Genomic DNA, 23,740 nt, shown 5'->3' on the forward strand with positions numbered 1-23,740 from the left:
CGCATTGTCGCCGCTCGTGGGCCGGGTGGCGCCACAATACGACCCCATGTCTGATGTGCATTCCGAACAGCTGCTGTCCGAAGTGGCCGCCTTGCCCGCCCTGCCGGGTGTCTACCGGTATTTCGATGCTGATGGGGGCTTGCTCTACGTGGGCAAGGCCCTCAACCTGAAACGCCGGGTCTCAAGTTATTTCCAGAAAGACCATGGGGGCACACGCATCGGTCACATGGTCAGCAAGATCGTGCGCATGGAGACCACGGTGGTGCGCTCCGAGGCCGAGGCGCTGCTGCTGGAAAACAACCTCATCAAGACGCAGAACCCCAAGTACAACATCCTGTTCCGGGACGACAAGAGCTACCCCTACCTCAAACTGGCCAGCCATGCCTACCCGCGCATGGCCTATTACCGCGGGGCTGTTGAAAAAAAGCACCGGTACTTCGGCCCTTACCCCAGTGCCTGGGCGGTGAAGGAAACCATCCAGCTGCTGCAAAAGGTGTTTCGACTGCGCACCTGCGAGGACACCGTATTCAACAACCGCAGCCGGCCTTGCCTGCTCTACCAGATCAAGCGTTGTTCGGGCCCGTGTGTGGACCTGGTGTCGGCTGAAGAATACGCCCGTGATGTGGCCGACGCCGAGCGTTTCCTGCGGGGCGAAGCCCAGGCGGTGATGGCCGAGATGGAGTCGCGCATGATGGCGCATGCCGAGCGGCTGGAGTTCGAGCAGGCGGCCGAGATCCGCAACCAGATGAGCGCCTTGTCGCGGGTCTTGCACCAGCAAGCGGTGGACACCGGCTCGGACCAGGACGCCGATATCCTGGCCGTGCGCGTGCAGGGCGGGCGGGCCTGCGTCAACCTGGCCATGGTGCGGGGTGGGCGACACCTGGGCGACCGGCCGTATTTTCCGGTGCATGTCGAGGATGCGGTCAACCTCGGTCTGCTGGACGATGCGGAGGCGCCTGCCGACACCGACGCCCCTGCCGAAGCCGTACCCCAGGCACCGGTGGATGTGCCGGTGGATGTGCCGGTGGAGGTGCGGGTGCTGGAGGCCTTCATTGCCCAGCATTACCCCGGGGTGCCGGTGCCTCCGCTGCTGGTGACCAGCGTGCCGGTCAACAAACGGCTGCTGGCCACCTTGTCGGAGCAGACCGGTGTGCGGATCGCCGCCGTGCACAACCCGCGTGAGCAACGCCGCATCTGGCTGGAGATGGCACAGACCAATGCCGATCTGCAACTGGCCCGCTTGTTGTCGGAAGAGGGCTCGCAGCAGGCCCGCACCCGGGCGCTGGTGGAGGCGCTGGATCTGGAGGCCGAAGACCTGGATGCGTTTCGCATCGAGTGCTTTGACATCTCGCACACGGCCGGCGAGGCGACCCAGGCCTCTTGCGTGGTGTTCCAGCACCACAAGATGCAGAACAGCGAATACCGGCGCTTCAACATCGAGGGCATCACGGGGGGGGACGATTACGCAGCCATGCGCCAGGTCTTGACGCGCCGCTACGCCAAGGTGGCCGAGGCCTTGCGCGAGGCGGGCGGTGCCGCCCCCGCGCCGGGCCAGGCGCGGCTGCCGGACCTGGTGCTGGTGGACGGTGGCAAGGGCCAGGTGTCGATGGCGCGCGAGGTGTTTGAATCCCTGGGCCTGAATCTGTCCGTCATCGTGGGGGTGGAAAAGGGCGAGGGGCGCAAGGTGGGCCTGGAGGAGCTGGTGTTTGCAGACGGTCGCGACAAGATCTACCTGGGGCGTGATTCCGCAGCCCTGATGCTGGTGGCCCAGATCCGGGATGAGGCGCACCGCTTTGCCATCACCGGCATGCGTGCCCAGCGCGCCAAGGTGCGGGTGGGCGCCAGCCGCCTGGAAGACATCGCGGGGGTTGGCCCCAAGAAGCGCGCCCGTCTGTTGCAGCGTTTTGGCGGCGTGCGGGGGGTGGCAGCGGCCAGCGTGGAGGACCTGTGCACGGTCGAGGGCATCTCGCGCGACCTGGCCGAAGAGATCTACCGGGCCTTGCGCTGAGCTTGCGCTGGGGCACCGAAAGTGGGCGCGCCGGCCTGTTGCAGGTGTCTGAAGTGGGGCGCAAGCCACGCTTGGCCCACCCGGGGCGCATTCAAGCTGCAATCAAGCCCCAAGGCGGGGCGCAAGCCGTGACACAATCGTGCCCATGTTCTTCACAATCCCCACCATCATGACCTGGACGCGCATTGTCGCGATTCCCTTGATCGTGGGGGTGTTCTACGCGCCCCTGGACCCCGCCACGCGCAACCTGATCGCCACCGTGATGTTCGTGGTCTTTGCGGCCACCGATTGGCTGGACGGGTTTCTGGCGCGCAAGCTCAACCAGACCTCGTCGTTCGGCGCGTTTCTCGATCCGGTGGCCGACAAGTTTCTGGTGTGCGCCTCTTTGCTGGTGCTCGTGCACCTGGGGCGTGCCGATGTCTTTGTGGCCTTGATCATCATCGGGCGCGAGATCGCCATCTCGGCCCTGCGCGAGTGGATGGCCCAGATCGGGGCCTCCAAGAGCGTGGCGGTGCACATGATCGGCAAGCTCAAGACCACCGTGCAGATGGTGGCCATTCCGTTCTTGCTATATGACGGGCCCTTGCTGGGCGTGGACACCGGCGTCTGTGGCACCTGGCTCATCTGGGCTGCTGCAGTGCTGACCGTGTGGTCGATGGTGTACTACCTGCAAAAAGCGCTTCCCGAGATCCGGGCCCGCGTCAAATGAGTGGGGCTGACCAGGCGCATGGCCGCTGGCTCGCGGCCATGCCGGCAGTGTTTGTGCTGATCTGGAGCACAGGTTTCATCGTGGCCCGCTATGGCATGCCCCATGCCCCACCGCTTTCCTTTTTGTGTGTGCGCTACGCCTTGTCGGTGTTGTGCTTTGGTGCGTGGGTGGCTGTGGCCGGTGTGCCGTTGCCGCGCAGCCGCGCCCAGTGGGGGCATCTGGCGGTCACCGGGGTGCTGATGCACGCCGGTTACTTGGGCGGTGTGTGGGCGGCCGTGAAGGCCGGCATGGGCTCGGGCTTGTCGTCGTTGATCGTGGGCTTGCAACCTGTGCTGACCGCGGCCTGGATGTCCTGGCATGGCAGCCGGGTGAGCCGCTGGCAGTGGTTGGGCCTCTTGCTGGGCTTTGGTGGCCTGGTGCTGGTGGTCAGCGCGAAGATGGGGCAGGGGGGGGAGGCCTCGTGGCAGGCTTTGTCCTTGGCTGTGATGGCCTTGTTCAGCATCACGATCGGCACCCTTTACCAGAAGCGGCACGTGACCCCTTGCGATGTGCGCAGCGCCAGCGCCGTGCAATTGGGGGCGGCCCTGCTGGTCAGCCTGCCCCTGGCCTGGCTGGAGCCCGAGGCCATCGCCTGGACGCCCGAGTTGATCGGCGCCGTGGCCTGGTCCGTGCTGGCCTTGTCCTTGGGGGCCAGCTCCTTGCTCTACCTGTTGATCCAACGCGGGGCGGCCACCAGTGTCACCAGCCTGTTGTACCTGGTGCCACCGTGCACTGCGGCCCTGGCCTGGTTGCTTTTTGGAGAGCCCATCACCGGTCTGACGCTGGCGGGCACGGCCTTGACGGCCGTGGGGGTCAGCCTGGTGGTGCGAGCACCACGCCGGGCTTGAGGGCAGGGCCGATCTTCCAGGGCTCGCCCTGGAAGCGGTTGTGCAGAAAGTCGACCAGCAGACGCACGCGCTTGGGGGTGCGGGCCTGCCAGGGGGCCAGCCAGTGGATGTCTGCATCGGCCATGGCGTGATCCGGCAGCACACGCACCAGTTCGCCGCTTTGCAGGGCGGCCGCGATGTCCCAAAGGCTGCGCAGCATGATGCCCTGGCCTGCCAGGCACCAGTCGCGCACCAACTCGCCTGAATTGCTGCTCAGCGCGCCTTTCACGGTGACGCGGTGCAGGGCCTTGCGGCGCCCCTGGCTGAATTGCAGCGTCCAGTGGTCAAAGCGCTGTGCCGGGTCGCCACCGTTTTCACGCACCACCAGGCATTGGTGCAGGGCCAGGTCGTCGGCGCTGGCCGGCTCGCCGTGGGCTTTGAGGTAGGCCGGTGAGGCCACCAGCACACGCTGATTGCGTGCCAGCCGCTTCGATATCCACTCGCCGGCCCGCTGCCCGGGCACGTTCCACAGCCAGATGGCGCCGTCGTAACCCTCCACCGTCAAGTCAGGCAGTTGCTCGACCAGATGCAGTTGAATCTGCAGCCGGGGGTAGCGCTGCTGAAACTCTGCCACTGCCGGGCCCACCCAGAGGCGCCCAAAGCCGAAGGTGGCGGCCAGGCGGATCAGGCCGGTGGGCTCGGACTGGCGCTCGCGCAATTCGGCCTCGGCTTGTTGAAAGCCCTGCAGCAAGGCTTGTGCGTGCTCGCACAAGGCGTCGCCATCGGCTGTGGGGCTGACTTTGCGCGTGGTGCGCTGAAACAGTTGCACCCGGAGCAGGCCCTCAAGGGCCGCCAGACGCTTGGTGATCACCGGTGGGGTGACATGCAGGGCCCGTGCTGCCGATGACAGGCTGCCATGCTGTCGTATGGCCAGTACCAGCTCCAGGTCTGATCGATCCATTCTTTCCTCTTTGGAAATGATTGCTTGCCGGATTATTGCCTTGAGCCGCGATAGAGTTGGGGCCAACCAAGAAGGCAACGAGACAGATGTTTGACAATTTCTCCACCGAAACGGTGCTGCGCGAGGGCCTTGAGTTGCGCACCTGGCGTGGCGGTCAGGGGCCGGCGCTGCTGCTTTTGCATGGGCATCCGCAGACCCATGTGATGTGGCACCGGGTGGCCGATGAGTTGGCCACCCGCTTCACGGTGGTGATGATGGATTTGCGCGGCTATGGGGATTCGGGGCGCCCTGGCGCGACGGCGGGCCATGGGGCCCACAGCAAGCGCGAGATGGCACGCGACGCCCTGGCCGTGATGCGGCACCACGGCTTTGAGCGCTTCCAGGTGCTGGCCCACGACCGGGGTGCCCGGGTGGCGCACAGGCTGGCGCTGGACCACGCCGAGGCGGTGGAGCGCATGATGCTGCTCGACATCGCCCCCACCCTGGCGATGTACGAGGGCACCACGGAAGCCTTCGCTCGCGCTTACTGGCATTGGTTCTTCCTGATTCAGCCCAGCCCCTTGCCCGAGACACTGATTGCCAGCGATCCGGTGGGCTATGTGCGTGGCGTGATGGGCAAGCGGCATGCGGGTTTGGCGGCATTCGATCCGGCGGCACTGGCCGAGTACGAACGTTGTGCGGCATTGCCAGGCACCGCCGAGTCGATCTGCGAGGACTACCGGGCCAGCGCCACCCTTGACCTGGAGCATGACCGGCTGGATGCCGCACGCGGCCATGGGCTGAGCATGCCGCTGCGTGTGTTGTGGGGTGAGCATGGCGCGGTGGCAGCCAGCTTTGCAGTACTCGATCTGTGGCGCGAGCGCGCCTCGCAGCTCAGTGGCCGAGCCTTGCCCTGCGGCCACTACATTGCCGAAGAGGCACCGACCCTGCTGCTGCAGGAAGCATTTGATTTTTTCAGGAGTTGAACCATGAGCAAGAAACGCATTGCAGTCATCGCCGGCGATGGGATCGGTAAAGAGGTCATGCCCGAGGGTGTGCGCGTGATGGACGCTGCGGCCCGCAAATTCGGCATCGACCTGCACTTTGACCACTTCGATTTTTCGAGCTGGGATTACTGCGAGCGGCACGGCAAGATGCTGCCCGACGACTGGAAAGACCAGATCGGTGGGCACGATGCGATCTACTTCGGCGCCGTGGGCTGGCCTGACAAGATTGCCGACCATGTGTCGCTGTGGGGCTCGCTGTTGCTGTTTCGGCGTGAGTTTGATCAGTACGTGAACCTGCGCCCGGCACGCCTGATGCCGGGCATCATCGCGCCGGTGGTGCGCCGTGATGGATCACCACGTCAGCCCGGCGAGATCGACATGTACATCGTGCGTGAGAACACCGAGGGCGAGTACTCCAGCATCGGTGGGCGCATGTTCCCCGGCACCGAGCGTGAGATCGTGATGCAGGAGACCGTGATGTCCCGCATCGGCGTGGACCGGGTGCTGAAGTTCGCCTTTGAGCTGGCGCAGTCGCGTCCCAAGAAGCACCTCACCAGCGCCACCAAGTCGAACGGCATCGCCATCACCATGCCTTACTGGGATGAGCGTGTGGCCGAGATGGCCAAGGCCTACCCAGGCATCAACGTGGACAAGTTCCACATCGACATCCTCACGGCGCACTTCGTGCAGCGCCCGGACTTCTTTGATGTGGTGGTGGCCAGCAACCTGTTCGGCGACATCCTCAGTGATTTGGGGCCTGCCTGCACCGGTACCATCGGCATCGCGCCCAGCGCCAACCTCAACCCGGACCGGCGCTTCCCCTCCTTGTTCGAGCCTGTGCACGGATCGGCGCCCGACATCGCGGGCCAGAACATCGCCAACCCGATCGGTCAGATCTGGTGCGGGGCCATGATGCTGGAGTTCCTCGGGTACAAGGAAGCCCACGATGCCGTGCTCGCAGCCATCGAGAAGGTGCTCGATCCGAAAAGCGGTGCGCCGCGCACCCGCGACATCGGTGGCACGGCCAGCACGACGGATGTGGGGCGTGCCATTGCCGAGGTTCTCTGAGTCAAGGCCCCATTCCAGGGGCCGGTGCCGGACCTATTTCACACTGCCTGCCTGAGCCCGCGCAGCGGTGTCGCAAAAACACCGCTGCGAGCGCCAAACAGGCCCCGAAAAGGGTCTAGAATCCGCGTCCTTGCTGTTGCGAAACAGCTTGTTGTATTGACACCTTGAAGGTCCATCGCTTTAATCCTTTCAGCAGTTGAAGCTGCGAATGCGCCTCCCGCCCAGCGGACACAACCATCCCAGGATGGCCCAGCTGAGGGGAGGCAAGATTTTTGATGAGACAACCTGATCAACACCATTTCTGTACGAGGGGCTCCTTGTGAATAAGACTGAACTGATTGAGCACATTGCCAACAACGCCGACATTTCCAAGGCTGCCGCTGCGCGCGCCCTGGAGTCGACGATTGAGGCCGTGAAGAAGACCCTGAAAAAGGGCGGTACCGTTTCTCTGGTGGGTTTCGGCACTTTCGCCGTGGGCAAGCGTGCCGCTCGTACCGGTCGTAACCCGCGCACTGGCGATACAATCAAGATCAAGGCTGCTAAAGTTCCCAAGTTTCGTCCAGGCAAGGCATTGAAAGATGCCTTGAACTGAGATCCAGTTCAGGTGGGGTGCTTAGCTCAGTTGGTAGAGCAGCGCCCTTACAAGGCGCGGGTCGGCGGTTCGAGCCCGTCAGCACCCACCACCACCGATGCGAAGGCGAACACATTGTTCGCCTTTTCTTTTTTGCCCTTGAAAGATTGCCATGTTTGAGTCCATCCGCAAGCACTCGAAGATCGTCATGATCGTGCTGTTCTTGCTGATCATTCCATCCTTCGTTCTGTTCGGCATTGATGGCTACAACCGGGCCATGGAAAAGGGCACGACGGTGGCCAAGGTCGATGGCCAGGCCATCACCCAGGGCGAGTGGGACGCCGCGCACAAGAACGAAGTCGAGCGTCTGCGTGTGCAGATGCCGAATGTGGATATCAAGCGTTTCGAGTCCCCCGAAGCCCGCTACGTGACGCTGGAACGGCTGGTTCGCGAGAAGGTATTGGCCGCTGCGGCCAGCAGTCAGCATCTGGCCATCAGTGATCAGAAGCTCGCCCGCTCGTTGCAGGACAACCCCACGATTGCGTCACTGCGTCGCGAAGACGGCACGCTTGACGTTGATCGTTACCGCCAGTTGTTGGGCTCGCAAGGCATGACGCCCGAAATGTACGAGGCCAGTGTGCGTGCCGACTTGGCGAGCCGTCAGGTGTTGGGTGGCATCAGTGGCAGCGTGCTGGCTCCGGCAGGGCAGGCCGACGTGGCGCTGAATGCCTTTTTTGAGCATCGCGAGATCCAGGTGGCCACTTTCCGCCCTGCTGATTTCGTGGCGCGCGTGTCGCCCAGCGATGCGGACATCGAGGCCTACTACAAAGCGCACACCGCGCGATTCCAGATGCCGGAGCGTGCTACCGTGGAGTATGCCGTTCTTGATCTCGACAGCGTCAAGGCGGGCATTGCTCTCAATGAGGCCGATCTCAAGACCTACTATGAACAGAACGCTGCGCGCCTGGCCTCGAAAGAAGAGCGTCGCGCCAGCCATATTCTGATCACCTCGCCCAAAGATGCCTCGGCTGAGGATCGCGAGAAGGCCAAGGCCAAGGCGGAAGCCCTGCTGGCGGAGGTGCGCAAGGCGCCGGCCAGTTTTGCGGACGTTGCGCGTAAGAATTCGCAGGATCCTGGTTCTGCGCCCAAGGGTGGCGATCTGGACTTCTTTGCCCGGGGCGCCATGGTCAAGCCTTTCGAGGACGCTGTGTTTGCCATGGCCAAGGGTGACATCAGCGATGTGGTCCAGTCGGACTTCGGCTTTCACATCATCAAACTGACTGACATCAAGGTGCCTCAGCAAAAGAGCTTCGAGGCCATGCGCCCCGAGATGGAGGCTGAACTCAAGCAGCAGCAGGCACAACGCAAGTTTGCTGAGGTGGCAGAGACTTTCACCAACACGGTCTATGAGCAATCTGACAGCCTCAAGCCTGTGGCTGACCGTTTGAAGCTGACTTTGCGTACGGCCAAGGATGTGACCCGCGCGCCCAGCCCCGGTCTGCCGCCCGTGCTCAGCAACCCGAAAGTGCTGGCAGCCTTGTTTGCTCCGGATTCTGTGAGCAAGAAGCGCAACACGGAGGCCATCGAGGTTGGCCCAAGCCAGATGGTGTCGGCTCGCATTGTGGACTATGTGCCCGCTCGAATCCAGGCCCTGGATGAAGTCAAGGCCAAGGTACGCGAATTGGTGGTTGCCGAGCGTGCTCAGGCCTTGGCCCGCAAGGACGGTGAAGACAAACTGGCCGCCTGGAAGGCCAATCCGGCCAGCGCGACCAACCTGGGGGCAACGGTCACCGTATCGCGTGACGAGCCCGCCAAGCAAGCCCCTGCGGTGGTCGATGCGGCCCTGCGCCAGCGCGGGTCAGCGTTGCCGGCCTGGGTCGGGGTGGACCTTGGCCCGCAAGGGTATGCTGTGGTTCGGGTGGCCAAGGTGGTGCCCCGAGTGGGTGTTGAAGAGGCTCGCAAGACACAGGAGCGTGCCCAGTACGCCCAGTGGTGGGCCTCTGCAGAAGCCCGTGCCTATTACGAATTCCTGGCTGACAAGTACAAGGTGCAACTCAAGACGGCGAAGCCCACACCGCAACTGACAGAAGAAAATTCAAATTCGGGCGGTTGAGCATGAAATCCGGGTTATAATTTTTGTCTGCGGTGGCTGTAGCTCAGTTGGTAGAGTCCCAGATTGTGATTCTGGTTGTCGTGGGTTCGAGTCCCATCAGCCACCCCAAGCAGATCCTGAAAAGCCCGTCATGGTTCACATGGCGGGCTTTTTTTATTGTTGTCTGCACCTCTTGCCGAGCCAGGTTCTGGAATCCTTAGGTTCTTGATGGGGGCGAGGTCATCACAGAACAAGTGGTAGTGGGGCTCCTGAGGCCGATGCCACAGTTCCTGTGCATGTCTATGGGTAGTTTGGTAGTTCGGCTGCTTGGTAGGCGCTCGAGTCGGTCAGCGCCAAAGCTGCCTGTGTTTGTGGTGTGGTTGTAGCAATATGATGCGTAAATTACATTACGCCTAGATATGCGCTCTCCACCACCTTCCTCCCAAGCCAGCACGGATTTGCCCATTTCAGACGTTTGGCCTGATTTTGGCGAGGCGACTATTCCACAGCCTCTGCGAGCCCTGTCCGACGGCCTGGAAGGTGAGGAGACCCAGCCCGATTTTTTGGAATTTGACGTACCGGACGCCACTGCCCCGATGCCGATGGAGTCGATGTTTCCGACGCCTGACACGGGTCATCTGACCTTGTTGAGGGACTGGCCGCACGCCGTCTTGGCGCTCGAAATGGGGCGTGAACCTCGTCTGCTGTTCTGGAATCAGCAGGCTGAAAACATGTTGGGATACGAGTCTTTGGACCTGGTGGGCAATCCGCTGGGTTTGACGCTGTTGTGCCCTGATCAGGATTACCGAACGCGCAAGTTGTCCGAGTTGCAGCAACTGGGGGCGGCTGGCGTTGAGCTGGAGTGGACCCTGACCTGTCGGGATGGGCAAAAGCTTCGTTTGGCATGGTCTCTTCTTCCCATGTTGCAGACGCAGGGTGTTTCCAGGGTTTTCTGGTTGGTCGGCGTTGATGTCAGCCGGCGCGCGTTGACCGAACAGGCTTTGCGTGGGCGTGATCGTCTGTTGCGCTCGCTTTTTAGGCACTTGCCCGACATGGTCTATTTGAAGGATGGCCGGGGCACTTGGCTGATGGCCAACCCGTCGGCGTTGGCGGTGGTGGGCCTGACGGAGGCGCAGGCCATCGGGCACAACAACCTCGAGTTGGCGGATCGTGGCTCTCCGATGGCTGCTGCCTTGCGTTTGAGCGCGCTCAATGAAGAGGCCACCTGGCAGACCGGCCGCGCCTCCCACCTGCAGGAGGTGGGTGACGATGCCCAGGGCATGCCGCGATCGTTCGATGTTGTGCGAGTCCCGAGTTTTGCCCGGGACGGCAGTCGTTTGCACATGTTGGTGATTCGCCGCGATGTCACGGAGCAGAGAACCGCGGCCACGAAGCTGGAGTTGGCAGGTCGTGTGCTGGATCAGGGCAGTGACGGCATTGTGATTTGCGATGCCGATCGCCAGGTCATGATGGTCAACCAGGCTTATTGTGATATCTCGGGATTTTCTGCCGATGAGACGGTGGGGCGCGTCTACAAATTGCTGGCCGATGGGCAGCATGACGAGGCATTCCAGGCATCGATCTGGGCTGCGGTGCATGAGCATGGTCGCTGGAGTGGTGAGGTCTGGGGGCGGCGCAAGACGGGTGAGGTCTATCCACAATGGTTGATCCTGTCGGCGTTACGTCACCGAGCCAGTGGCGAGTTGACACACTATGTGGCAGCCATCTCTGATTTGAGTTCACGCAAGGCAGCCGAAGAGAAGATTGCTTTTCTGTCCACTCGCGACGTGGTCACTGGTCTGCCCAATCGCACCCAGGTGGCCATGCGGGCCGAGGTGGCCCTGGATCGGGCCCGCATCGACGGCGATGGTGTGGTCCTGCTGGTGGTGGACATCGACAATTTCAAAACCCTCAATGACTCGTTGGGACACGCGGCCGGCGATTTTCTGTTGCGCGAAATCGGTCAACGGCTCCAGCATTTCGGCGGTGCTCAATCTGTGGTGGGGCGTTTGAGTGGCGATGAGTTCCTGTTGATGCAGGCTGGCATCAAGACCACCACCGATGCGGCCCATCTGGCCGGTTCCATGATGGAAGCGGTGGCACAACCCGTGACGTTTGATGGCTTGCCTGTGAACGTGTCACTGTCGGTCGGAGTGGCCATGTTCCCCTCCGATGGGGACCGCTTTGACACCTTGTTTGGCCGGGCTGATGCGGCCATGTATGCGGCCAAGCGGGGTGGGCGAGCCGCGTATCAATTCGCCACGGCCAGCATGAATGATGCGGCATTGGAGCGCCTGCAACTGGAGGCTGCCTTGCGTGCAGCGATCGAGCAAGAAGCCTTGAGGCTGGAGTATCAGCCGCTGATTTAGCTGTCGTCGGGTCGCATGGTGGGGGTGGAGGCTCTGTGCCGCTGGGATGACCTCGAGCGTGGCTCGATTCCGCCGGGCGTGTTCATTCCCCTTGCCGAAGATTCCGGCCTCATTCAGTCATTGGGGCGTTGGGTGCTGCGTGAGAGCACGCAACAGCTGAAGGCTTGGCACGAGGCCGGCCACACAGAATTGCTGATGGCTGTGAACCTGTCTGCCCGACAGTTCCAGCACGGGGCTGTGCTGACCCAGGTCGAAGAGGCCTTGGTCGCCTCTGGCATCAACCCGGCTCGTCTTGAACTGGAGCTGACAGAGAGCGTGCTGCTGCACGATGGCGAGGCTGTGATGAGCACGTTGCGTCAACTCAAGGCGCTGGGGGTGAAGTTGTCGATTGACGACTTCGGGACGGGCTATTCCAGCTTCGCCTACCTGCGACGCTTCAAGTTCTACAAGATCAAGATCGATCAATCGTTTGTGCGCGACCTGATCGACGACCCGGAAGACGCTGCCATCGTGCGCGGCATCATCTCGCTGGCCATCAGCCTGGGGCTTGCCGTGCTGGCTGAGGGCGTTGAAACCGACGCGATTGCGCAGCGCCTCAAGACCCTCAAATGCACCTACGCCCAGGGCTACCACTTTGCCAGGCCCTTGCGGCCTGAGGTTCTGGCTGCCAAGTTTCTTTCTGAGGCGGACTGAGCCGGCTGCCGAATGGTGCCGGCCCATCGATCAAGCTCCAAAGGCCCCTGCGATGGGGCCTTGCTGCTTTCAGGGGTTGGTCATCACCAGTTTGCCCATCACGCCGCGCGAGCCCATGTGCGCGTAGGTCGCCTTCAGTTCGGACATCGGCATGGTGCGATCGATCACGGGCTTGACCTTGCCTTGGGCATACCATTGGGCCAGTTCACCCATCATGGCGGCGTTGGCCTGAGGCTCCCGGCGGGCAAAGTCGCCCCAGAACACGCCCACCAAGGAGGCGCCCTTGAGCAGGGGCAGGTTCAGCGGCAGGTTGGGGATCGGGCCGGAGGCAAACCCCACCACCAGGTAGCGGCCTCGCCAGGCAATGGAGCGGAAGGCGGGCTCGGCAAAGTCACCCCCCACGGGGTCGTAGATCACGTCTGGGCCTTTGCCACCTGTCAAGGCCTTGATCTTTTCACGGAAGGCGTTTGGGACGCTGTCGACGCTGTAATTGATGGTTTCATCGGCGCCGATCTGCTTGCACAGTGCACATTTCTCATCGGTGGACGCCGCAGCAATCACCTTGGCACCCGCTGCCTTGGCGATCTGGATGGCCGCCGTGCCGACCCCGCCGGCGGCCCCCAGCACCAGCACGGTTTCGCCAGCCTTGAGTTGGGCTCTGTCGATCAGGGCATGCCAGGAGGTGGCATAGATCATGATGAAGGCGGCCGCGTCAACATGGGGGAAGCCGGCCGGCAATGGCATGCACAGGGCGGCAGGGGCCAGGGTGTGGGTGCCGAAGCCCCCGGTGCCCGACAGGCAGGCAACGCTGTCACCCACCTTCAGGTGCTTGACGCCCTCGCCCACTGCAGCAACCACGCCGGCATATTCCGAGCCCGGCACGAAGGGCAGGGGGGGGGCTTCATCTGGTACTTGTTCTGCACGATCAGCAGATCCGGGAAGTTCAGGCTGGCGGCCTTGATCTCGATCAGCACCTCACCCGCCTTGGGGCTAGGGGTGGGCAGTTCCTTCCAGCTGAGGGCGTCCACGCCCACGGGGTTCTCGCAAAGCCAAGCATGCATTCGAATGTCTCCTGAAATTCAGCCGGAAATCATAGGTGGGCTGTCTGGCACGGGTGTGTCGCTGTAGCGACGGCTTTCCCGCTGGGGGTGCTCGGGCGCAAGGGGCACCCTACAATCCGCTGTCCATTCATCAGACCATGAAAATCCTCCTCTCCAACGACGACGGCTACCAGGCGCCTGGCATCGTGGCCTTGTACGAAGCCCTGAAAACCATCGCCGATGTCGAGGTGGTGGCGCCAGAGCAGAACAACAGTGCCAAATCCAATGCGCTGACCCTGCATTCGCCGCTGTATGTGCACCGGGCATCCAACGGCTTTCGCTTTGTGAGCGGCACGCCGGCTGATTGTGTGCACATTGCGCTGACCGGTCTTCTGGGCTATCGGCCCGATCTGGTGGTCTCGGGCATCAACAACGGCGCCAACATGGGGGACGACACGATTTATTCGGGCACCGTGGGGGCGGCGATGGAGGGCTACCTTTTCGGCATTCCGGCGATTGCCTTTTCCCAGGTGGAAAAGGGCTGGGCTGAGCTCGATGCCGCCGCTCGCAAGGCCCGCGAGATCGTTGAGCAGATTCAGGCGCAGTCGATGATCGGCGCGCAGCCCTGGCTGTTGAACGTCAACATGCCCAACCTGCCTTATGAGCAGTTCAAACCGGTGCGGGTATGCCGCCTGGGGCGCCGTCATGCGGCCGAGCGTGTGATCACCCAGGAAAGCCCCCGCGGTGAGACCATGTACTGGATTGGTGGCGCGGGCCCCGCCAAGGATGATTCCGAGGGGACCGATTTCCATGCGACGGCCCAGGGCCACGTTGCACTGACGCCATTGAAAGTGGATCTGACGGACCACGACTTGCTGGGCTATTGGTCCCAGACGGCGGCCAGGCTGCAACATCCACCAGGAGCGCGCTCGTGAACCGCCGCCCAGGCTTCCCGGCGCGGCTGGATCAGGCGGTGGCCGCTCCGCGACCCTCGGGTGTGCCCGCGTCGGCTCCGGCCCGTGCGGCTCGCGCGCCTGAGCGGGCGGGTCCCTGGTCCGTGCCTGCTGGGCTGGGCATGGACTCTCATGCGGTGCGCCAGCGCATGGTGCAGAAGCTGGCGGCGCAGGGCATCCAATCCGCCAGCGTGCTGGCCGCCATGGGGCAGGTGGAGCGCCATGCGTTTGTCGACAGTGCGCTGGTCAATCAATCGTACGAAGACACCAGCCTGCCGATCGGCCTGGGGCAGACCATCTCCAAGCCGAGCGTAGTGGCCCGCATGCTGGATCTGTTGCTGCAGGCACCCATCGTGGCGCAGGGCGGTCTGGGTCGGGTGCTCGAGGTGGGCACGGGCTGTGGCTACCAAGCCGCGGTGCTGAGCCTGCTGGCGCGCGAGGTGTATTCCATCGAACGCCTGCGCGGGTTGCACGAAAAAGCCCGTGAGAACCTGCGTCCCATGCGCCTGAGCAATCTGCATCTGTTGCTGGGTGATGGGATGGAAGGGTTTGCCAAGGGAGCCCCCTATGCCGGCATCGTGGCTGCGGCGGGTGGAGATGCCGTGCCTCAGGCCTGGTGCGACCAATTGGCTGTTGGCGGGCGCCTGGTGGCCCCGACGGTGATGTCGGCAGGCAAGCAAGCTTTGGTGGTGATTGACAAGACGGCCCAGGGCCTGCAGCAGACCGTTCTTGAGGCGGTGCACTTTGTCCCTCTAAAATCGGGCATTGCTTGAAGGAAAGACATTCATATGCGGGGTTTGCAAGGGCGGAGTGGTTGGTGGACTGTGGCGGTGCTGGGCCTGCTGCTTGCAGGATGCGCCTCCAAGACGGGACGCCAGGCGCCCGTCGAGGAGCGCGGCCCGCAAGCGGTCAGTGTGGCTGCCGATCCGGCACCCAGCGCTGCCCCCATCAAACCGCTGCCAGGTGCCGAGAACGCGGGCAAGCCGGGCTATTACACCGTCAAGCCCGGTGACACTTTGATCCGCATCGGGCTGGAGTCGGGCCAGAACTGGCGCGATCTGGTGCGTTGGAATGGTTTGGACAACCCCAACCTGATCGAGGTGGGGCAGGTTTTGCGCGTGGTGCCGCCGTCGGCAACCGTGGCCGAGAGCGGTGCGGTCAGTCGGCCGGTGGGCAGCCCGACGGTCACCCCCTCGAACGGCGCGACAAGCTCATCGACCAAGCCTGCAGCCGCGACAGCGGCTCCAGCTCCTGCTTCTGCCACCCCCGCGCCGGCTGCGCCCACTGAAGATGACCCCGGTTTCATGTGGCCCACAGGCGGTGCCTTGTTGGCCGGTTTTGACGAGGCCAAGAACAAGGGCCTGGATCTGGCCGGCAAGGCGGGCGATCCTGTCGTGGCGGCCGCCGACGGGCGCGTTGTGTATGCAGGCGCCGGGCTGCGGGGTTATGGCAACCTGATCATCCTCAAGCACAACAACACCTTCCTCACGGCCTACGCCCACAACCAGCTGCTGCTGGTGAAGGAAGACCAGGCGGTGCGCAAGGGGCAGAAGATCGCCGAGATGGGCAACAGTGACTCTGATCGGGTCAAGCTTCATTTCGAGATTCGGCGGCAGGGCAAGCCGGTGGATCCGTCCCGCTACCTGCCCAACCGCTAGCCAAGAAGGTCGGCCCATCATGACCATGCGCAACGATGAACCTGTTCCTGGTGAGTCCGATGCGCATGATGAGGTGCCGGCCGATGAGGGACTGCTTGGTGCCGAAGCCGCACCCGATGTAGCACCCGATGTTGAGGGCTTGGCAGCCTCCCTAGCCCCTTTGCCTGCCGATGCCGAGGGCGGGGATTCGCTGGCCGTCTACCTGCGTGAGGTGCGGCGCAAACCCTTGTTCACGCCACAAGAAGAACTGGCCGTGGCCACGCGGGCACGCGCGGGTGACTTTGAAGCCCGGCAGTCGATGATTGAGCACAACCTTCGGCTGGTGGTGAGCATCGCCAAAGCTTACGCCTCTCGCGGCGTGCCCATGTCCGACCTGATCGAAGAGGGCAATCTGGGCTTGATGCATGCCATCGACAAGTTCGAGCCCGAACGGGGTTTTCGCTTTTCAACCTATGCTACCTGGTGGATTCGCCAGTCGGTTGAGCGAGCGGTGATGAACCAGGGTCGGGTGGTGCGGCTGCCGGTTCATGTGGTGCGCGAGTTGCAGCAGGTGCTGCGTGCAAGGCGTTCGCTTGAGAATGATCCAGGTTTTGTGGCACGCCGCCCCGATGGGGTGCGCGCTGAAGATGTGGCCGCTTTTCTGGGGCGTGAGGTGCAGGAAGTGACCGAACTCCTCGCCATGGCCGAGGCCCCCCGGTCCCTGGATGCATCGCTGGACCGCTCGGGCGACGAGCACACCTTGGGCGACACCATGGTGGACGAGTTGGCGGCAGACCCCAGTGGACTGACCCAGGAACACCAGGTCGAGCGTTTGCTGGATCGATGGGTGGACGGTTTGTCCAGCCGCGAGAAAGAGGTGCTGACCGGGCGGTTTGGACTGCATGACCGTGAACCGGAAACCCTGGAGGTATTGAGCGAACGGCTGGGGTTGACGCGCGAGCGAGTGCGTCAGATCCAGAACGAGGCCTTGTTCAAGCTCAAGCGCCACCTGGCCAGGCACGGCATCTCACGCGACGCTCTGTTGTGATCCCTGGGCGGCAGCAGCGCCGCAACCCGCTCAGCCTGAGACAATCGGGGGATGACAACCGTTTCTGAGCCCACCCTCACCGACGACCCGAGCATCGGGTTGCAGCCTTCTGACCCCACCTCCGCCAGCGCCGACCTGCCGCCTGGCTGGCTGGCCATCGAATCTCTTGACCTTGAAGCGCAAGGGGTGGCCCGTCGCCCCGATGGCAAGGTCGTCTTTGTCGATGGTGCGCTGCCCTTTGAGCTGGTCAGCGCCCAGGTCAATCGCAAGAAGAACAATTGGGAGCAGGCCACCCTGACCGACATCCACCGTGAATCTTCCCAGCGTGTGCGTCCTGGTTGCAGCCATTTCGGCCTGCATGCCGGTGCCTGCGGGGGCTGCAAGATGCAGCATCTGCATGTGGGGGCCCAGGTGGCGGTCAAACAGCGGGTGTTGGAGGACAACCTTTGGCACCTGGGCAAGGTCAAGCCAGAAACCCTGTTGCGGCCCATTGAAGGCCCCGCCTGGGGCTACCGTTACCGCGCCCGACTGTCGGTACGCCATGTGATCAAAAAAGGCACGGTCCTGGTGGGCTTCCATGAGCGCAAGAGCCGCTATGTGGCTGACATGAGCGAGTGCCCCGTTTTGCCACCCCACGTGAATGCGATGCTGCTGCCCTTGCGGGCCTTGGTGGCCAGCATGGAGGCCCGCGACACCTGCCCACAGATCGAGCTGGCCTGTGGGGACGAAGTCACCGCACTGGTGTTGCGCCATCTGGAGCCTTTGAGCGATGCCGACGTGGCGCGACTGCGCAGTTTCGCGGCTGAACATGGCGTTCAGTGGTGGCTGCAGCCCAAGGGGCCGGATACGGTGCGGCTGCTGGATGCTGGTGGGCCTCAACTGTCGTACTCGCTGCCTGAGTTTGGCATCGTCATGCCCTTCAAACCGACCGACTTCACCCAGGTGAATCCGCACATCAACCGAGTGCTGGTCAGCCGGGCGCTTCGGCTACTGGAGGTGCGAAGCGATGAGCGTGTGATCGACTGGTTTTGCGGCCTGGGCAATTTCACCTTGCCCCTGGCCACCCAGGCCCGTGAGGTGCTGGGTATTGAAGGCAGCGAGGCCCTGGTGGCACGCTCGCGCGAAAACTACGCAGGCAATCAGGCGGCGCGCTCCGAGGCGCCTTTGTGCCCCACGGGCTTCGTGGCCCGCAATCTGTTTGAAATGACGCCCGAGATGCTGGTGGCCGATGGCTATGCCGACCGTTGGCTGGTGGATCCACCGCGTGAGGGCGCCTTTGCGCTGGCCAAGGCCTTGTCGGATCTGCATCAGCAGCACCTGGCCCAGCCGGGCAGCCTGCCCCAGGGGTGGACCGCGCCCAAGCGCATCGTGTATGTGAGTTGCAACCCGGCGACCCTGGCCCGTGACGCCGGTTTGCTGGTGCACCAAGGGGGCTACCGCTGCACGGCCGCAGGCGCCGTCAACATGTTCCCGCACACGGCCCACGTTGAGAGCATGGCCGTGTTCGAGCGCACTGCAGCCTGGGATTGAACACAGGGCCGCCGTTCGTGGCGGCTCAATGCTTGTCGCTGCCCTTGCCCTTCTTGGGCTTGGGCTCTTCAGCCTCTGCAGCGGCTTTGCTTTCGCTGCCTTCGGGCGGTGCCGCCGCCGGGATCGGAATGACCGACGGGGCCCCTTCGATCTTGTTGTCCCGCATGTACTGGTCCATCTCTTTCCAGCCATCGAACACGGCTGACTTGGGCGCCTTCGGGTTCAGCGTGTAACAGTCTTCGATGCCACGCTGGGCGTAGCGGCAGGCGCCGCCGGTGGCCTTGGCGTCAGCCTCGCGCTGAACGGCCTTCGGATCGGGGCCCAGGCCCGGAATGTCACAACCCGCCAGCATCAACAAGGCAGGGGCAAGGAAGAGCAGACGGCGCGCAAACATGGTGAAGCCTGGTAAGAGTGTCTTGAAGGATTATCGGCGCCGCCTGAGGCGAGTTGAGCCTTCATACCGACGCCCAGGCATCGCCCTCTCAAAAATACGGTGCTCCATGCCTCTGCCGCGACTTCAGGTGGGGTGTCGAACGGCGTCGCTGCCATGAAAAAAGGCCCCGAAGGGCCTTGATCAGTGGGCGCCTGCGCGCAAGCGCCGGATGAGGATCACTCGCGTTCGCCACCAAAGATACCCAGCAGCGCCAGCAGGTTCTGGAACACGTTGTAGAGGTCCAGGTACAGCGACAGGGTGGCCGAGATGTAGTTGGTTTCGCCGCCGTCGATGATCTGCTTGATGTCGTACAGCATGTAGGCGCTGAAGATGCCGATGGCCGCCACAGACAAGGCCAGCATGCCCGCCGAGGAGCCCACGAAGGCATTCACCAGGCTGCCCACCAGCAAGACCAGCACGCCAACGAACAGCCACTTGCCCAGACCGGAGATGTCACGCTTGATCACGGTGGCCAAGCTGGCCATCAGGAAAAACACACCGGCGGTGCCGCCGAAGGCCGTCATGACCAGTTCCGAGCCATTTTTGAAACCCAGCACCATGGCGATCATGCGCGAGAGCATCAGGCCCATGAAGAAGGTGAAACCCAGCAGCACGGGCACGCCAGCGGCCGAGTGTTTGGTCTTCTCGATGGCAAACATGAAGCCGAAGGCCCCAGCCAGGAAGACCACCAGGCCAACGCCCCCTGACAGCATGGCAGACAGGTTGGTGGCGACGCCAATCCAGGCGCCCAGTACCGTGGGCACCATGCTCAGGGCCAGCAGCCAGTAGGTGTTGCGCAGTACACGGTGGCGTTGCTCTTGCGACAGGCCGCTGCCATAACCCACCGACAGGTCGATGTTTTGGAAAGGTTGGTTCATGAATGAATCTCCTTGGGGAACAGCCAGAACTTGGCTTCTAAGGCATTCTATGTGGGGACGATGAGGCGATTCTTAAAGACCTGCCTGTGCGCGGGTCGCTTGCTGCCCAAATAGTGAAAATTGTTTTTCATCCGGGACGCCTTGGCGCTTGCCGAGGTGCCGCTATCCTTGCTGTTTTTCGACCATCATCAAAGGTTTTTTCATGCAAACCAAGTCCGTTCTCGAACTCGCCGATGTCAAAGCCATTGCGGCCGCTGCTGAAGCAGAAGCCCTGAAGAACAAATGGGCTGTGACCATTGCCATCGTGGACGATGGTGGCCATCTGCTCTGGCTGCAACGCCTTGACGGCGCGCCGGCCATCTCCTCGCACATTGCACCCGCCAAGGCCCACACGGCCGCGCTGGGCCGCCGTGAAACCAAGGGTTACGAAGACATCATCAACGGCGGGCGCTATGCCTTCCTCACCGTGCCCAAGGTCGAGGGCCTGCTGGAAGGCGGGGTCCCCGTCCTCAAGGACGGTCATTGCATCGGTGCCGTGGGTGTAAGCGGGGTGAAGTCTTCGGAAGACGTTCAGATTGCCAAGGCAGGCATCGCTGCCATCGGTCTGTAAGCCCTCCAGTCCCCAGCCGCAGAGTCAGGCGGCTTCATATGGGGGCTTCAACACGCAAAAGCCGCTAACCCCTGAGGGGAAGCGGCTTTGCTTTGGGTTCAGCACTGCGGCGGGCAGCTGTTGCGTGCGCCTTTCAGCGACGTGTGCTGTTTGGATTCAGTTTTTCGGCTCGGTGATGAAGCCGATCTTCTTCAGCCCAGCCTGCTGAGCCGCGGCCATGGCCTGGGCCACGCGTTCATAGCGAACCTCGCGATCACCCCGGATGTGCAGTTCAGGCTGGGGCTCTTTGGCGGCGTTCTGGGCCAGCATGGGGCCCAGTGCGGCATCCTCGATCCGGTTTTCATTCCAGAAGTAGCTGCCATCGGCGGCGACCGACAGGCGAATGGTCTCCGGCTTGGCCGCCTCGGGCTGGTTGCTGGCACGGGGCAGATCGACGTTCACCGAGTGCTTCATGACCGGGATCGTGATGATGAAGATGATCAGCAGCACCAGCATGACGTCGACCAGAGGCGTCATGTTGATTTCACTCATCACCTCTTCAGAGTCTTCCTGACGTCCAAAGGCCATGGTCAGACCCCCTTCTTGAGTGCCACCACGCTGGTGTTGCCGCCGCCGTGGACTCGGGCACCCGTCACGAAGAAGGCGTGCAGGTCGTGGGCAAAGCTGTTGAGCTTGTTGAGAATGGCCTTGTTGCCTCGGACCAGTGCGTTGTAGCCCAGCACGGCAGGGATGGCCACGGCCAGGCCCAGGGCGGTCATGATCAGCGCCTCACCCACCGGGCCGGCCACTTTGTCGATGGTGGCCTGGCCCGCCGAGCCAATGCCCAGCAGCGCGTGATAGATGCCCCAAACGGTGCCAAAGAGGCCCACAAAGGGGGCGGTGGAGCCCACGGAGGCCAGGATCGCCAGGCCGCCCTGCAGGCGTGCCGTGAATTCGTCAATGCCGTTGCGAAGGCAGCGGGTCACCCAGTCGCTGACGTCCAGGCTGTCATGCAGGTGCACCTTGGTGTTGCTGTGGTGGGCTGTGGCGTCACGCCCATCCAGAGCCAACTGGCGGAAGGGGTTGTCGGTGTCGGTGCCCAGGCTGCTGAGGCCGGCACTGAGGTCGGGGTTGTGCCAGAAGTCTTCGGCCCCACGGGCAAACTTCTTGTACTTGATGATGTCCAGCGCCTTCAGGATGATGACGATCCAGGAGGCCAGCGACATGCCCAGCAGCAGCAGCGCGACGGTCTTGGTGACCAGGTCGCCTTGGGCCCAGACGTGGGCGAGTCCGAATTCGGTTTCCATTGAAAAGTGCTCCGTGAATTATTCGAGAACGAAATTGAGGGGAACCTGAAACCACATGGTTTCGGGAATGCCACCGCGTTTGCCGGGCACATAGCGCCAGCGCATCACAGTGGTCAAAGCGGCTTGGTCCAGTCGGTCAAAGCCGCTGGATTGTTTGATCTCTGCCTTTTGAGGCTGCCCATCCGCACCAATCAGCACCCGTAGCACCACCTTGCCTTGTTCGCCCAGGCGTTTGCTGATGGCCGGGTAGGCGGGCTTGGGGTTTTGCAGGTAGTCGGCATCGCTGGACGGCAACTCGACTTTCGGCGGAGCCGGCGGTGCGGGGGGGGCCGGCGGCGCGGCAGCCACAGGAGCTGCCACCGGTGGTGCCGGCGGTTGCGGGGTGCTGACACCGGTGGGTGCGGCGGGTGCTGGCGTGGTGTCCGCAATGGCCACCGGTTGTGGTGCGGGTGGCAGCGGGGTCGGGCGAGGGGCTACCGTTTTCGGCTGGGGCACCTTGGGCACCGGGGTCGGGGGCGGCGGCGCCTTGGGCGCTGGTGGTTCGATGATCTCGCTCAGGATTTCTGCCGGAACAATGACTTCGACAGCGCGCCGAATCAGGCCGCTTTGCAATCCCCACAGTGCCAGGGCATGAAACAGCAGCACGCCGCCGATGACAGCCGTGTTGCGGCTGATTTTGGGGCGTGCAGGAATGGAGTGAGCGTGCATGGTCAGGGGTTGTGCGGAGTACCGAGGCGCGGATTCGGGCGGGCCATGTCCGTCATCGACGAAATACCCACCAGGCCGAGCCCAGTACGAGAATCAGACCGCCACCGAGAGTTGTGATTGTTGCCATGCTCGACCTTCCGTGATTTGGGTGGCGAGCTGAATGGCCTGTCCCGGCATGTCCGCGCAGAGTGCGGCAACCGGGTGGGCAGCATTGCACTGGTCCACCACGCTGCGTGCGCAGGTCTCGCACCGGCCACATTGGGTGGCCACACCGAGCTCAAACTGGATTTCATCGAAACCCAGCCCCGCCTTGGCGTGGCGGACAATTTCTCGGTCGGAGACGCGACGGCATACACAGACAATCATGGCAGACAGGCGGTTTGGGCTGGCTGTTGAGGATGATGTCAGTATAAATGCGAATCTGTCGCATTTGCAATAACCTCTCAAAAATCCAGCTTTCAAGCCTCTTGTTGGGCTCGATTGCCTCCAGTGTCAGTGGAGGGCCGTCCATGAAAAAAGCCGACCTGAGGTCGGCTTGGTGGAGTGCAGGTCTGGTTTACTTGACGTGCTTGCCGATCAGGGCGGCAAGTTCAAACATCGAAACCTGGGCCTTGCCAAAGACTTCCTTGAGCTTGGCGTCAGCGTTGATCAGGCGCTTGTTGAGCTTGTCTTGCAGGTCGTTCTTCTTGATGTAGACCCACAGCTTGCTCACGATCTCGGTGCGTGGCAGTGGGCTGGTGCCCACCACGGCGGCCAGAGCGGCGCTGGGGGTGAGGGCCTTCATGAAGGCCGCATTGGGTGTGCGCTTTTTGGCAGGTGCTGCAGCCTTCTTGGCGGGCGCAGCAGCCTTCTTGGCAGGAGCAGCAGCCTTGGTGGCCGGTGCCTTGGCCGCTACCTTCTTGGCGGCGGGCGCAGCAGCCTTCTTGGCGGGAGCAGCGGCCTTGGTTGCCGGCGCGGCCTTTTTGGCAGGCGCTTTTGCCGGGGCTTTCTTTGCAGTTGCCATGATTGAATTTTCCTTCTGGAAGTTGATTAATCACCATGACCTGCCCCCTCCCAGCCGTACCAACCTGAAGTTAGTGAAGTCCGTCAACCAACTGGAGAATGACGGATATGAAGAAGAGCAGATTCAGCGAGGAACAGATCATTGGGTTCCTTCGACAGGCTGAGGCAGGCATGCCTATCAAGGAACTCTGCCGCAACGGCGGCTTTAGTGATGCGACTTTCTACAAGTGGCGTGCCAAGTTCGGCGGCATGCAGGTCTCGGAGGCCCAACGCCTGCGAGAGCTGGAGTCTG

The 23,740-nt window shown here is 62.8% G+C and carries 24 protein-coding genes, 2 tRNA genes and 1 pseudogene; 18 read left to right on the forward strand and 9 right to left on the reverse strand.

The window, feature by feature from the left end; translation table 11 throughout:
- The first annotated feature begins 46 nt into the window (after positions 1-46).
- The 3 genes from uvrC (at position 47) to F624_RS0112090 (ending at position 3,604) form a co-directional block, all read left to right on the forward strand.
- Entirely contained in the window at positions 47-2,008 is a 1,962-nt protein-coding gene (gene uvrC, locus F624_RS0112080; RefSeq protein WP_031254811.1) for an excinuclease ABC subunit UvrC, read from the forward strand.
- 145 nt (positions 2,009-2,153) lie between these two features.
- Positions 2,154-2,717, forward strand: coding sequence for a CDP-diacylglycerol--glycerol-3-phosphate 3-phosphatidyltransferase (gene pgsA, locus F624_RS0112085; RefSeq protein ID WP_027475689.1), 564 nt, complete (start codon positions 2,154-2,156; stop codon positions 2,715-2,717).
- On the forward strand, positions 2,714-3,604 hold the full coding sequence (locus F624_RS0112090; RefSeq protein WP_019574570.1) for a DMT family transporter: 891 nt from the start codon (positions 2,714-2,716) through the stop codon (positions 3,602-3,604). The genes pgsA and F624_RS0112090 overlap by 4 nt, the downstream gene beginning before the upstream one ends.
- Here F624_RS0112090 and F624_RS0112095 read toward each other — a convergent pair.
- Entirely contained in the window at positions 3,570-4,544 is a 975-nt protein-coding gene (locus tag F624_RS0112095; RefSeq protein WP_019574571.1) for a LysR family transcriptional regulator, read from the reverse strand. The genes F624_RS0112090 and F624_RS0112095 overlap by 35 nt on opposite strands.
- 86 nt (positions 4,545-4,630) lie before the next feature.
- Here F624_RS0112095 and F624_RS0112100 point away from each other — a divergent pair, with 86 nt between their 5' ends.
- The 8 genes from F624_RS0112100 (at position 4,631) to F624_RS33410 (ending at position 12,323) form a co-directional block, all read left to right on the forward strand.
- Entirely contained in the window at positions 4,631-5,509 is an 879-nt protein-coding gene (locus F624_RS0112100) for an alpha/beta fold hydrolase (protein ID WP_019574572.1), read from the forward strand.
- Between the two features lie 3 nt (positions 5,510-5,512).
- Entirely contained in the window at positions 5,513-6,598 is a 1,086-nt protein-coding gene (locus tag F624_RS0112105; protein ID WP_019574573.1) for a tartrate dehydrogenase, read from the forward strand.
- A 319-nt stretch (positions 6,599-6,917) separates the two neighbouring features.
- Positions 6,918-7,190 carry an HU family DNA-binding protein gene (locus F624_RS0112110; protein ID WP_007858657.1) on the forward strand — a complete coding sequence of 91 codons (273 nt, stop codon included), beginning with the start codon at positions 6,918-6,920 and terminating at the stop codon, positions 7,188-7,190.
- Between the two features lie 15 nt (positions 7,191-7,205).
- Positions 7,206-7,281, forward strand: a tRNA-Val gene (locus tag F624_RS0112115).
- Between the two features lie 60 nt (positions 7,282-7,341).
- Positions 7,342-9,282, forward strand: a complete 1,941-nt coding sequence (locus F624_RS0112120; protein ID WP_019574574.1) for a SurA N-terminal domain-containing protein — start codon at positions 7,342-7,344, stop codon at positions 9,280-9,282.
- A 32-nt stretch (positions 9,283-9,314) separates the two neighbouring features.
- Positions 9,315-9,390: transfer RNA gene (locus F624_RS0112125), tRNA-His, on the forward strand.
- 329 nt (positions 9,391-9,719) lie between these two features.
- Complete coding sequence (locus F624_RS33405; RefSeq protein ID WP_169426585.1) at positions 9,720-11,630, forward strand: diguanylate cyclase domain-containing protein; 1,911 nt, start codon at positions 9,720-9,722, stop codon at positions 11,628-11,630.
- Positions 11,631-11,645: 15 nt separating this feature from the next.
- On the forward strand, positions 11,646-12,323 hold the full coding sequence (locus F624_RS33410) for a putative bifunctional diguanylate cyclase/phosphodiesterase (protein WP_019574576.1): 678 nt from the start codon (positions 11,646-11,648) through the stop codon (positions 12,321-12,323).
- Between the two features lie 69 nt (positions 12,324-12,392).
- On the opposite strand, the pseudogene F624_RS32480 reads toward F624_RS33410, so the two are convergent.
- Positions 12,393-13,384: pseudogene (locus F624_RS32480) on the reverse strand (NADPH:quinone oxidoreductase family protein).
- Positions 13,385-13,521: 137 nt separating this feature from the next.
- Here F624_RS32480 and surE point away from each other — a divergent pair.
- The 5 genes from surE to rlmD are packed head-to-tail and all read left to right on the forward strand — an operon-like array spanning position 13,522 to position 18,531.
- The gene (surE, locus tag F624_RS0112140) at positions 13,522-14,298 is read left to right on the forward strand and encodes a 5'/3'-nucleotidase SurE (RefSeq protein WP_019574577.1); all 777 of its coding nucleotides are present in this window, start codon (positions 13,522-13,524) and stop codon (positions 14,296-14,298) included.
- Positions 14,295-15,089, forward strand: coding sequence for a protein-L-isoaspartate(D-aspartate) O-methyltransferase (locus F624_RS0112145; protein ID WP_031254813.1), 795 nt, complete (start codon positions 14,295-14,297; stop codon positions 15,087-15,089). Before surE ends, F624_RS0112145 begins: the two co-directional genes overlap by 4 nt.
- A 15-nt stretch (positions 15,090-15,104) precedes the next feature.
- The gene (locus F624_RS0112150) at positions 15,105-15,974 is read left to right on the forward strand and encodes a peptidoglycan DD-metalloendopeptidase family protein (RefSeq protein ID WP_031254815.1); all 870 of its coding nucleotides are present in this window, start codon (positions 15,105-15,107) and stop codon (positions 15,972-15,974) included.
- 25 nt (positions 15,975-15,999) lie between these two features.
- A complete protein-coding gene (rpoS, locus tag F624_RS0112155) occupies positions 16,000-17,001 on the forward strand; it encodes an RNA polymerase sigma factor RpoS (protein WP_019574580.1) in 1,002 nt (333 codons plus the stop codon).
- A 51-nt stretch (positions 17,002-17,052) separates the two neighbouring features.
- Positions 17,053-18,531 (forward strand): 23S rRNA (uracil(1939)-C(5))-methyltransferase RlmD, encoded by a 1,479-nt coding sequence (rlmD, locus tag F624_RS0112160; protein WP_031254819.1) that lies wholly within the window; start codon positions 17,053-17,055, stop codon positions 18,529-18,531.
- Between the two features lie 25 nt (positions 18,532-18,556).
- Here the strand turns inward: rlmD and F624_RS32485 are convergent, their stop codons facing one another.
- Both F624_RS32485 and F624_RS0112170 read right to left on the reverse strand, forming a co-directional pair.
- Entirely contained in the window at positions 18,557-18,925 is a 369-nt protein-coding gene (locus tag F624_RS32485; protein WP_019574582.1) for a hypothetical protein, read from the reverse strand.
- Positions 18,926-19,140: 215 nt separating this feature from the next.
- Positions 19,141-19,842, reverse strand: coding sequence for a Bax inhibitor-1 family protein (locus F624_RS0112170; RefSeq protein ID WP_019574583.1), 702 nt, complete (start codon positions 19,840-19,842; stop codon positions 19,141-19,143).
- Between the two features lie 202 nt (positions 19,843-20,044).
- Between F624_RS0112170 and F624_RS0112175 the strand changes: the two genes are divergently transcribed.
- A complete protein-coding gene (locus tag F624_RS0112175) occupies positions 20,045-20,452 on the forward strand; it encodes a GlcG/HbpS family heme-binding protein (protein ID WP_019574584.1) in 408 nt (135 codons plus the stop codon).
- A 156-nt stretch (positions 20,453-20,608) separates the two neighbouring features.
- Here F624_RS0112175 and F624_RS0112180 read toward each other — a convergent pair whose 3' ends face one another.
- The 5 genes from F624_RS0112180 to F624_RS0112195 form a co-directional block, all read right to left on the reverse strand.
- Positions 20,609-21,019 (reverse strand): ExbD/TolR family protein, encoded by a 411-nt coding sequence (locus F624_RS0112180; protein ID WP_019574585.1) that lies wholly within the window; start codon positions 21,017-21,019, stop codon positions 20,609-20,611.
- A gap of 2 nt (positions 21,020-21,021) precedes the next feature.
- Positions 21,022-21,738 carry a MotA/TolQ/ExbB proton channel family protein gene (locus F624_RS0112185; RefSeq protein WP_019574586.1) on the reverse strand — a complete coding sequence of 239 codons (717 nt, stop codon included), beginning with the start codon at positions 21,736-21,738 and terminating at the stop codon, positions 21,022-21,024.
- Positions 21,739-21,756: 18 nt separating this feature from the next.
- The gene (locus tag F624_RS0112190; RefSeq protein ID WP_019574587.1) at positions 21,757-22,446 is read right to left on the reverse strand and encodes an energy transducer TonB; all 690 of its coding nucleotides are present in this window, start codon (positions 22,444-22,446) and stop codon (positions 21,757-21,759) included.
- A 93-nt stretch (positions 22,447-22,539) separates the two neighbouring features.
- Positions 22,540-22,812 carry a (2Fe-2S)-binding protein gene (locus F624_RS34075; protein ID WP_084679498.1) on the reverse strand — a complete coding sequence of 91 codons (273 nt, stop codon included), beginning with the start codon at positions 22,810-22,812 and terminating at the stop codon, positions 22,540-22,542.
- Between the two features lie 190 nt (positions 22,813-23,002).
- The gene (locus tag F624_RS0112195; protein WP_019574588.1) at positions 23,003-23,449 is read right to left on the reverse strand and encodes an SWIB/MDM2 domain-containing protein; all 447 of its coding nucleotides are present in this window, start codon (positions 23,447-23,449) and stop codon (positions 23,003-23,005) included.
- 107 nt (positions 23,450-23,556) lie between these two features.
- On the opposite strand from F624_RS0112195, the gene F624_RS0112200 reads away from it, so the two are divergent.
- Positions 23,557-23,740 (forward strand): transposase (locus F624_RS0112200; RefSeq protein ID WP_031254821.1); only part of this gene is annotated, 184 nt, incomplete at its 3' end.

The organism is Curvibacter lanceolatus ATCC 14669, from assembly GCF_000381265.1.
GTDB classification, from domain to species: Bacteria; Pseudomonadota; Gammaproteobacteria; order Burkholderiales; family Burkholderiaceae_C; genus Curvibacter; species Curvibacter lanceolatus.

What these genes read in the sequence shown, in the direction of transcription:
- uvrC (WP_031254811.1), top strand. Translation starts at nt 47, where the DNA reads ATGTCTGATGTGCATTCCGAACAGCTGCTGTCCGAAGTGGCCGCCTTG.
- pgsA (WP_027475689.1), top strand. Translation starts at nt 2,154, where the DNA reads ATGTTCTTCACAATCCCCACCATCATGACCTGGACGCGCATTGTCGCG.
- F624_RS0112090 (WP_019574570.1), top strand. Translation starts at nt 2,714, where the DNA reads ATGAGTGGGGCTGACCAGGCGCATGGCCGCTGGCTCGCGGCCATGCCG.
- F624_RS0112095 (WP_019574571.1), bottom strand. Translation starts at nt 4,544, where the DNA reads ATGGATCGATCAGACCTGGAGCTGGTACTGGCCATACGACAGCATGGC.
- F624_RS0112100 (WP_019574572.1), top strand. Translation starts at nt 4,631, where the DNA reads ATGTTTGACAATTTCTCCACCGAAACGGTGCTGCGCGAGGGCCTTGAG.
- F624_RS0112105 (WP_019574573.1), top strand. Translation starts at nt 5,513, where the DNA reads ATGAGCAAGAAACGCATTGCAGTCATCGCCGGCGATGGGATCGGTAAA.
- F624_RS0112120 (WP_019574574.1), top strand. Translation starts at nt 7,342, where the DNA reads ATGTTTGAGTCCATCCGCAAGCACTCGAAGATCGTCATGATCGTGCTG.
- F624_RS33410 (WP_019574576.1), top strand. Translation starts at nt 11,646, where the DNA reads ATGGTGGGGGTGGAGGCTCTGTGCCGCTGGGATGACCTCGAGCGTGGC.
- surE (WP_019574577.1), top strand. Translation starts at nt 13,522, where the DNA reads ATGAAAATCCTCCTCTCCAACGACGACGGCTACCAGGCGCCTGGCATC.
- F624_RS0112150 (WP_031254815.1), top strand. Translation starts at nt 15,105, where the DNA reads ATGCGGGGTTTGCAAGGGCGGAGTGGTTGGTGGACTGTGGCGGTGCTG.
- rpoS (WP_019574580.1), top strand. Translation starts at nt 16,000, where the DNA reads ATGCGCAACGATGAACCTGTTCCTGGTGAGTCCGATGCGCATGATGAG.
- rlmD (WP_031254819.1), top strand. Translation starts at nt 17,053, where the DNA reads ATGACAACCGTTTCTGAGCCCACCCTCACCGACGACCCGAGCATCGGG.
- F624_RS32485 (WP_019574582.1), bottom strand. Translation starts at nt 18,925, where the DNA reads ATGTTTGCGCGCCGTCTGCTCTTCCTTGCCCCTGCCTTGTTGATGCTG.
- F624_RS0112170 (WP_019574583.1), bottom strand. Translation starts at nt 19,842, where the DNA reads ATGAACCAACCTTTCCAAAACATCGACCTGTCGGTGGGTTATGGCAGC.
- F624_RS0112175 (WP_019574584.1), top strand. Translation starts at nt 20,045, where the DNA reads ATGCAAACCAAGTCCGTTCTCGAACTCGCCGATGTCAAAGCCATTGCG.
- F624_RS0112180 (WP_019574585.1), bottom strand. Translation starts at nt 21,019, where the DNA reads ATGGCCTTTGGACGTCAGGAAGACTCTGAAGAGGTGATGAGTGAAATC.
- F624_RS0112185 (WP_019574586.1), bottom strand. Translation starts at nt 21,738, where the DNA reads ATGGAAACCGAATTCGGACTCGCCCACGTCTGGGCCCAAGGCGACCTG.
- F624_RS0112190 (WP_019574587.1), bottom strand. Translation starts at nt 22,446, where the DNA reads ATGCACGCTCACTCCATTCCTGCACGCCCCAAAATCAGCCGCAACACG.
- F624_RS34075 (WP_084679498.1), bottom strand. Translation starts at nt 22,812, where the DNA reads ATGATTGTCTGTGTATGCCGTCGCGTCTCCGACCGAGAAATTGTCCGC.
- F624_RS0112195 (WP_019574588.1), bottom strand. Translation starts at nt 23,449, where the DNA reads ATGGCAACTGCAAAGAAAGCCCCGGCAAAAGCGCCTGCCAAAAAGGCC.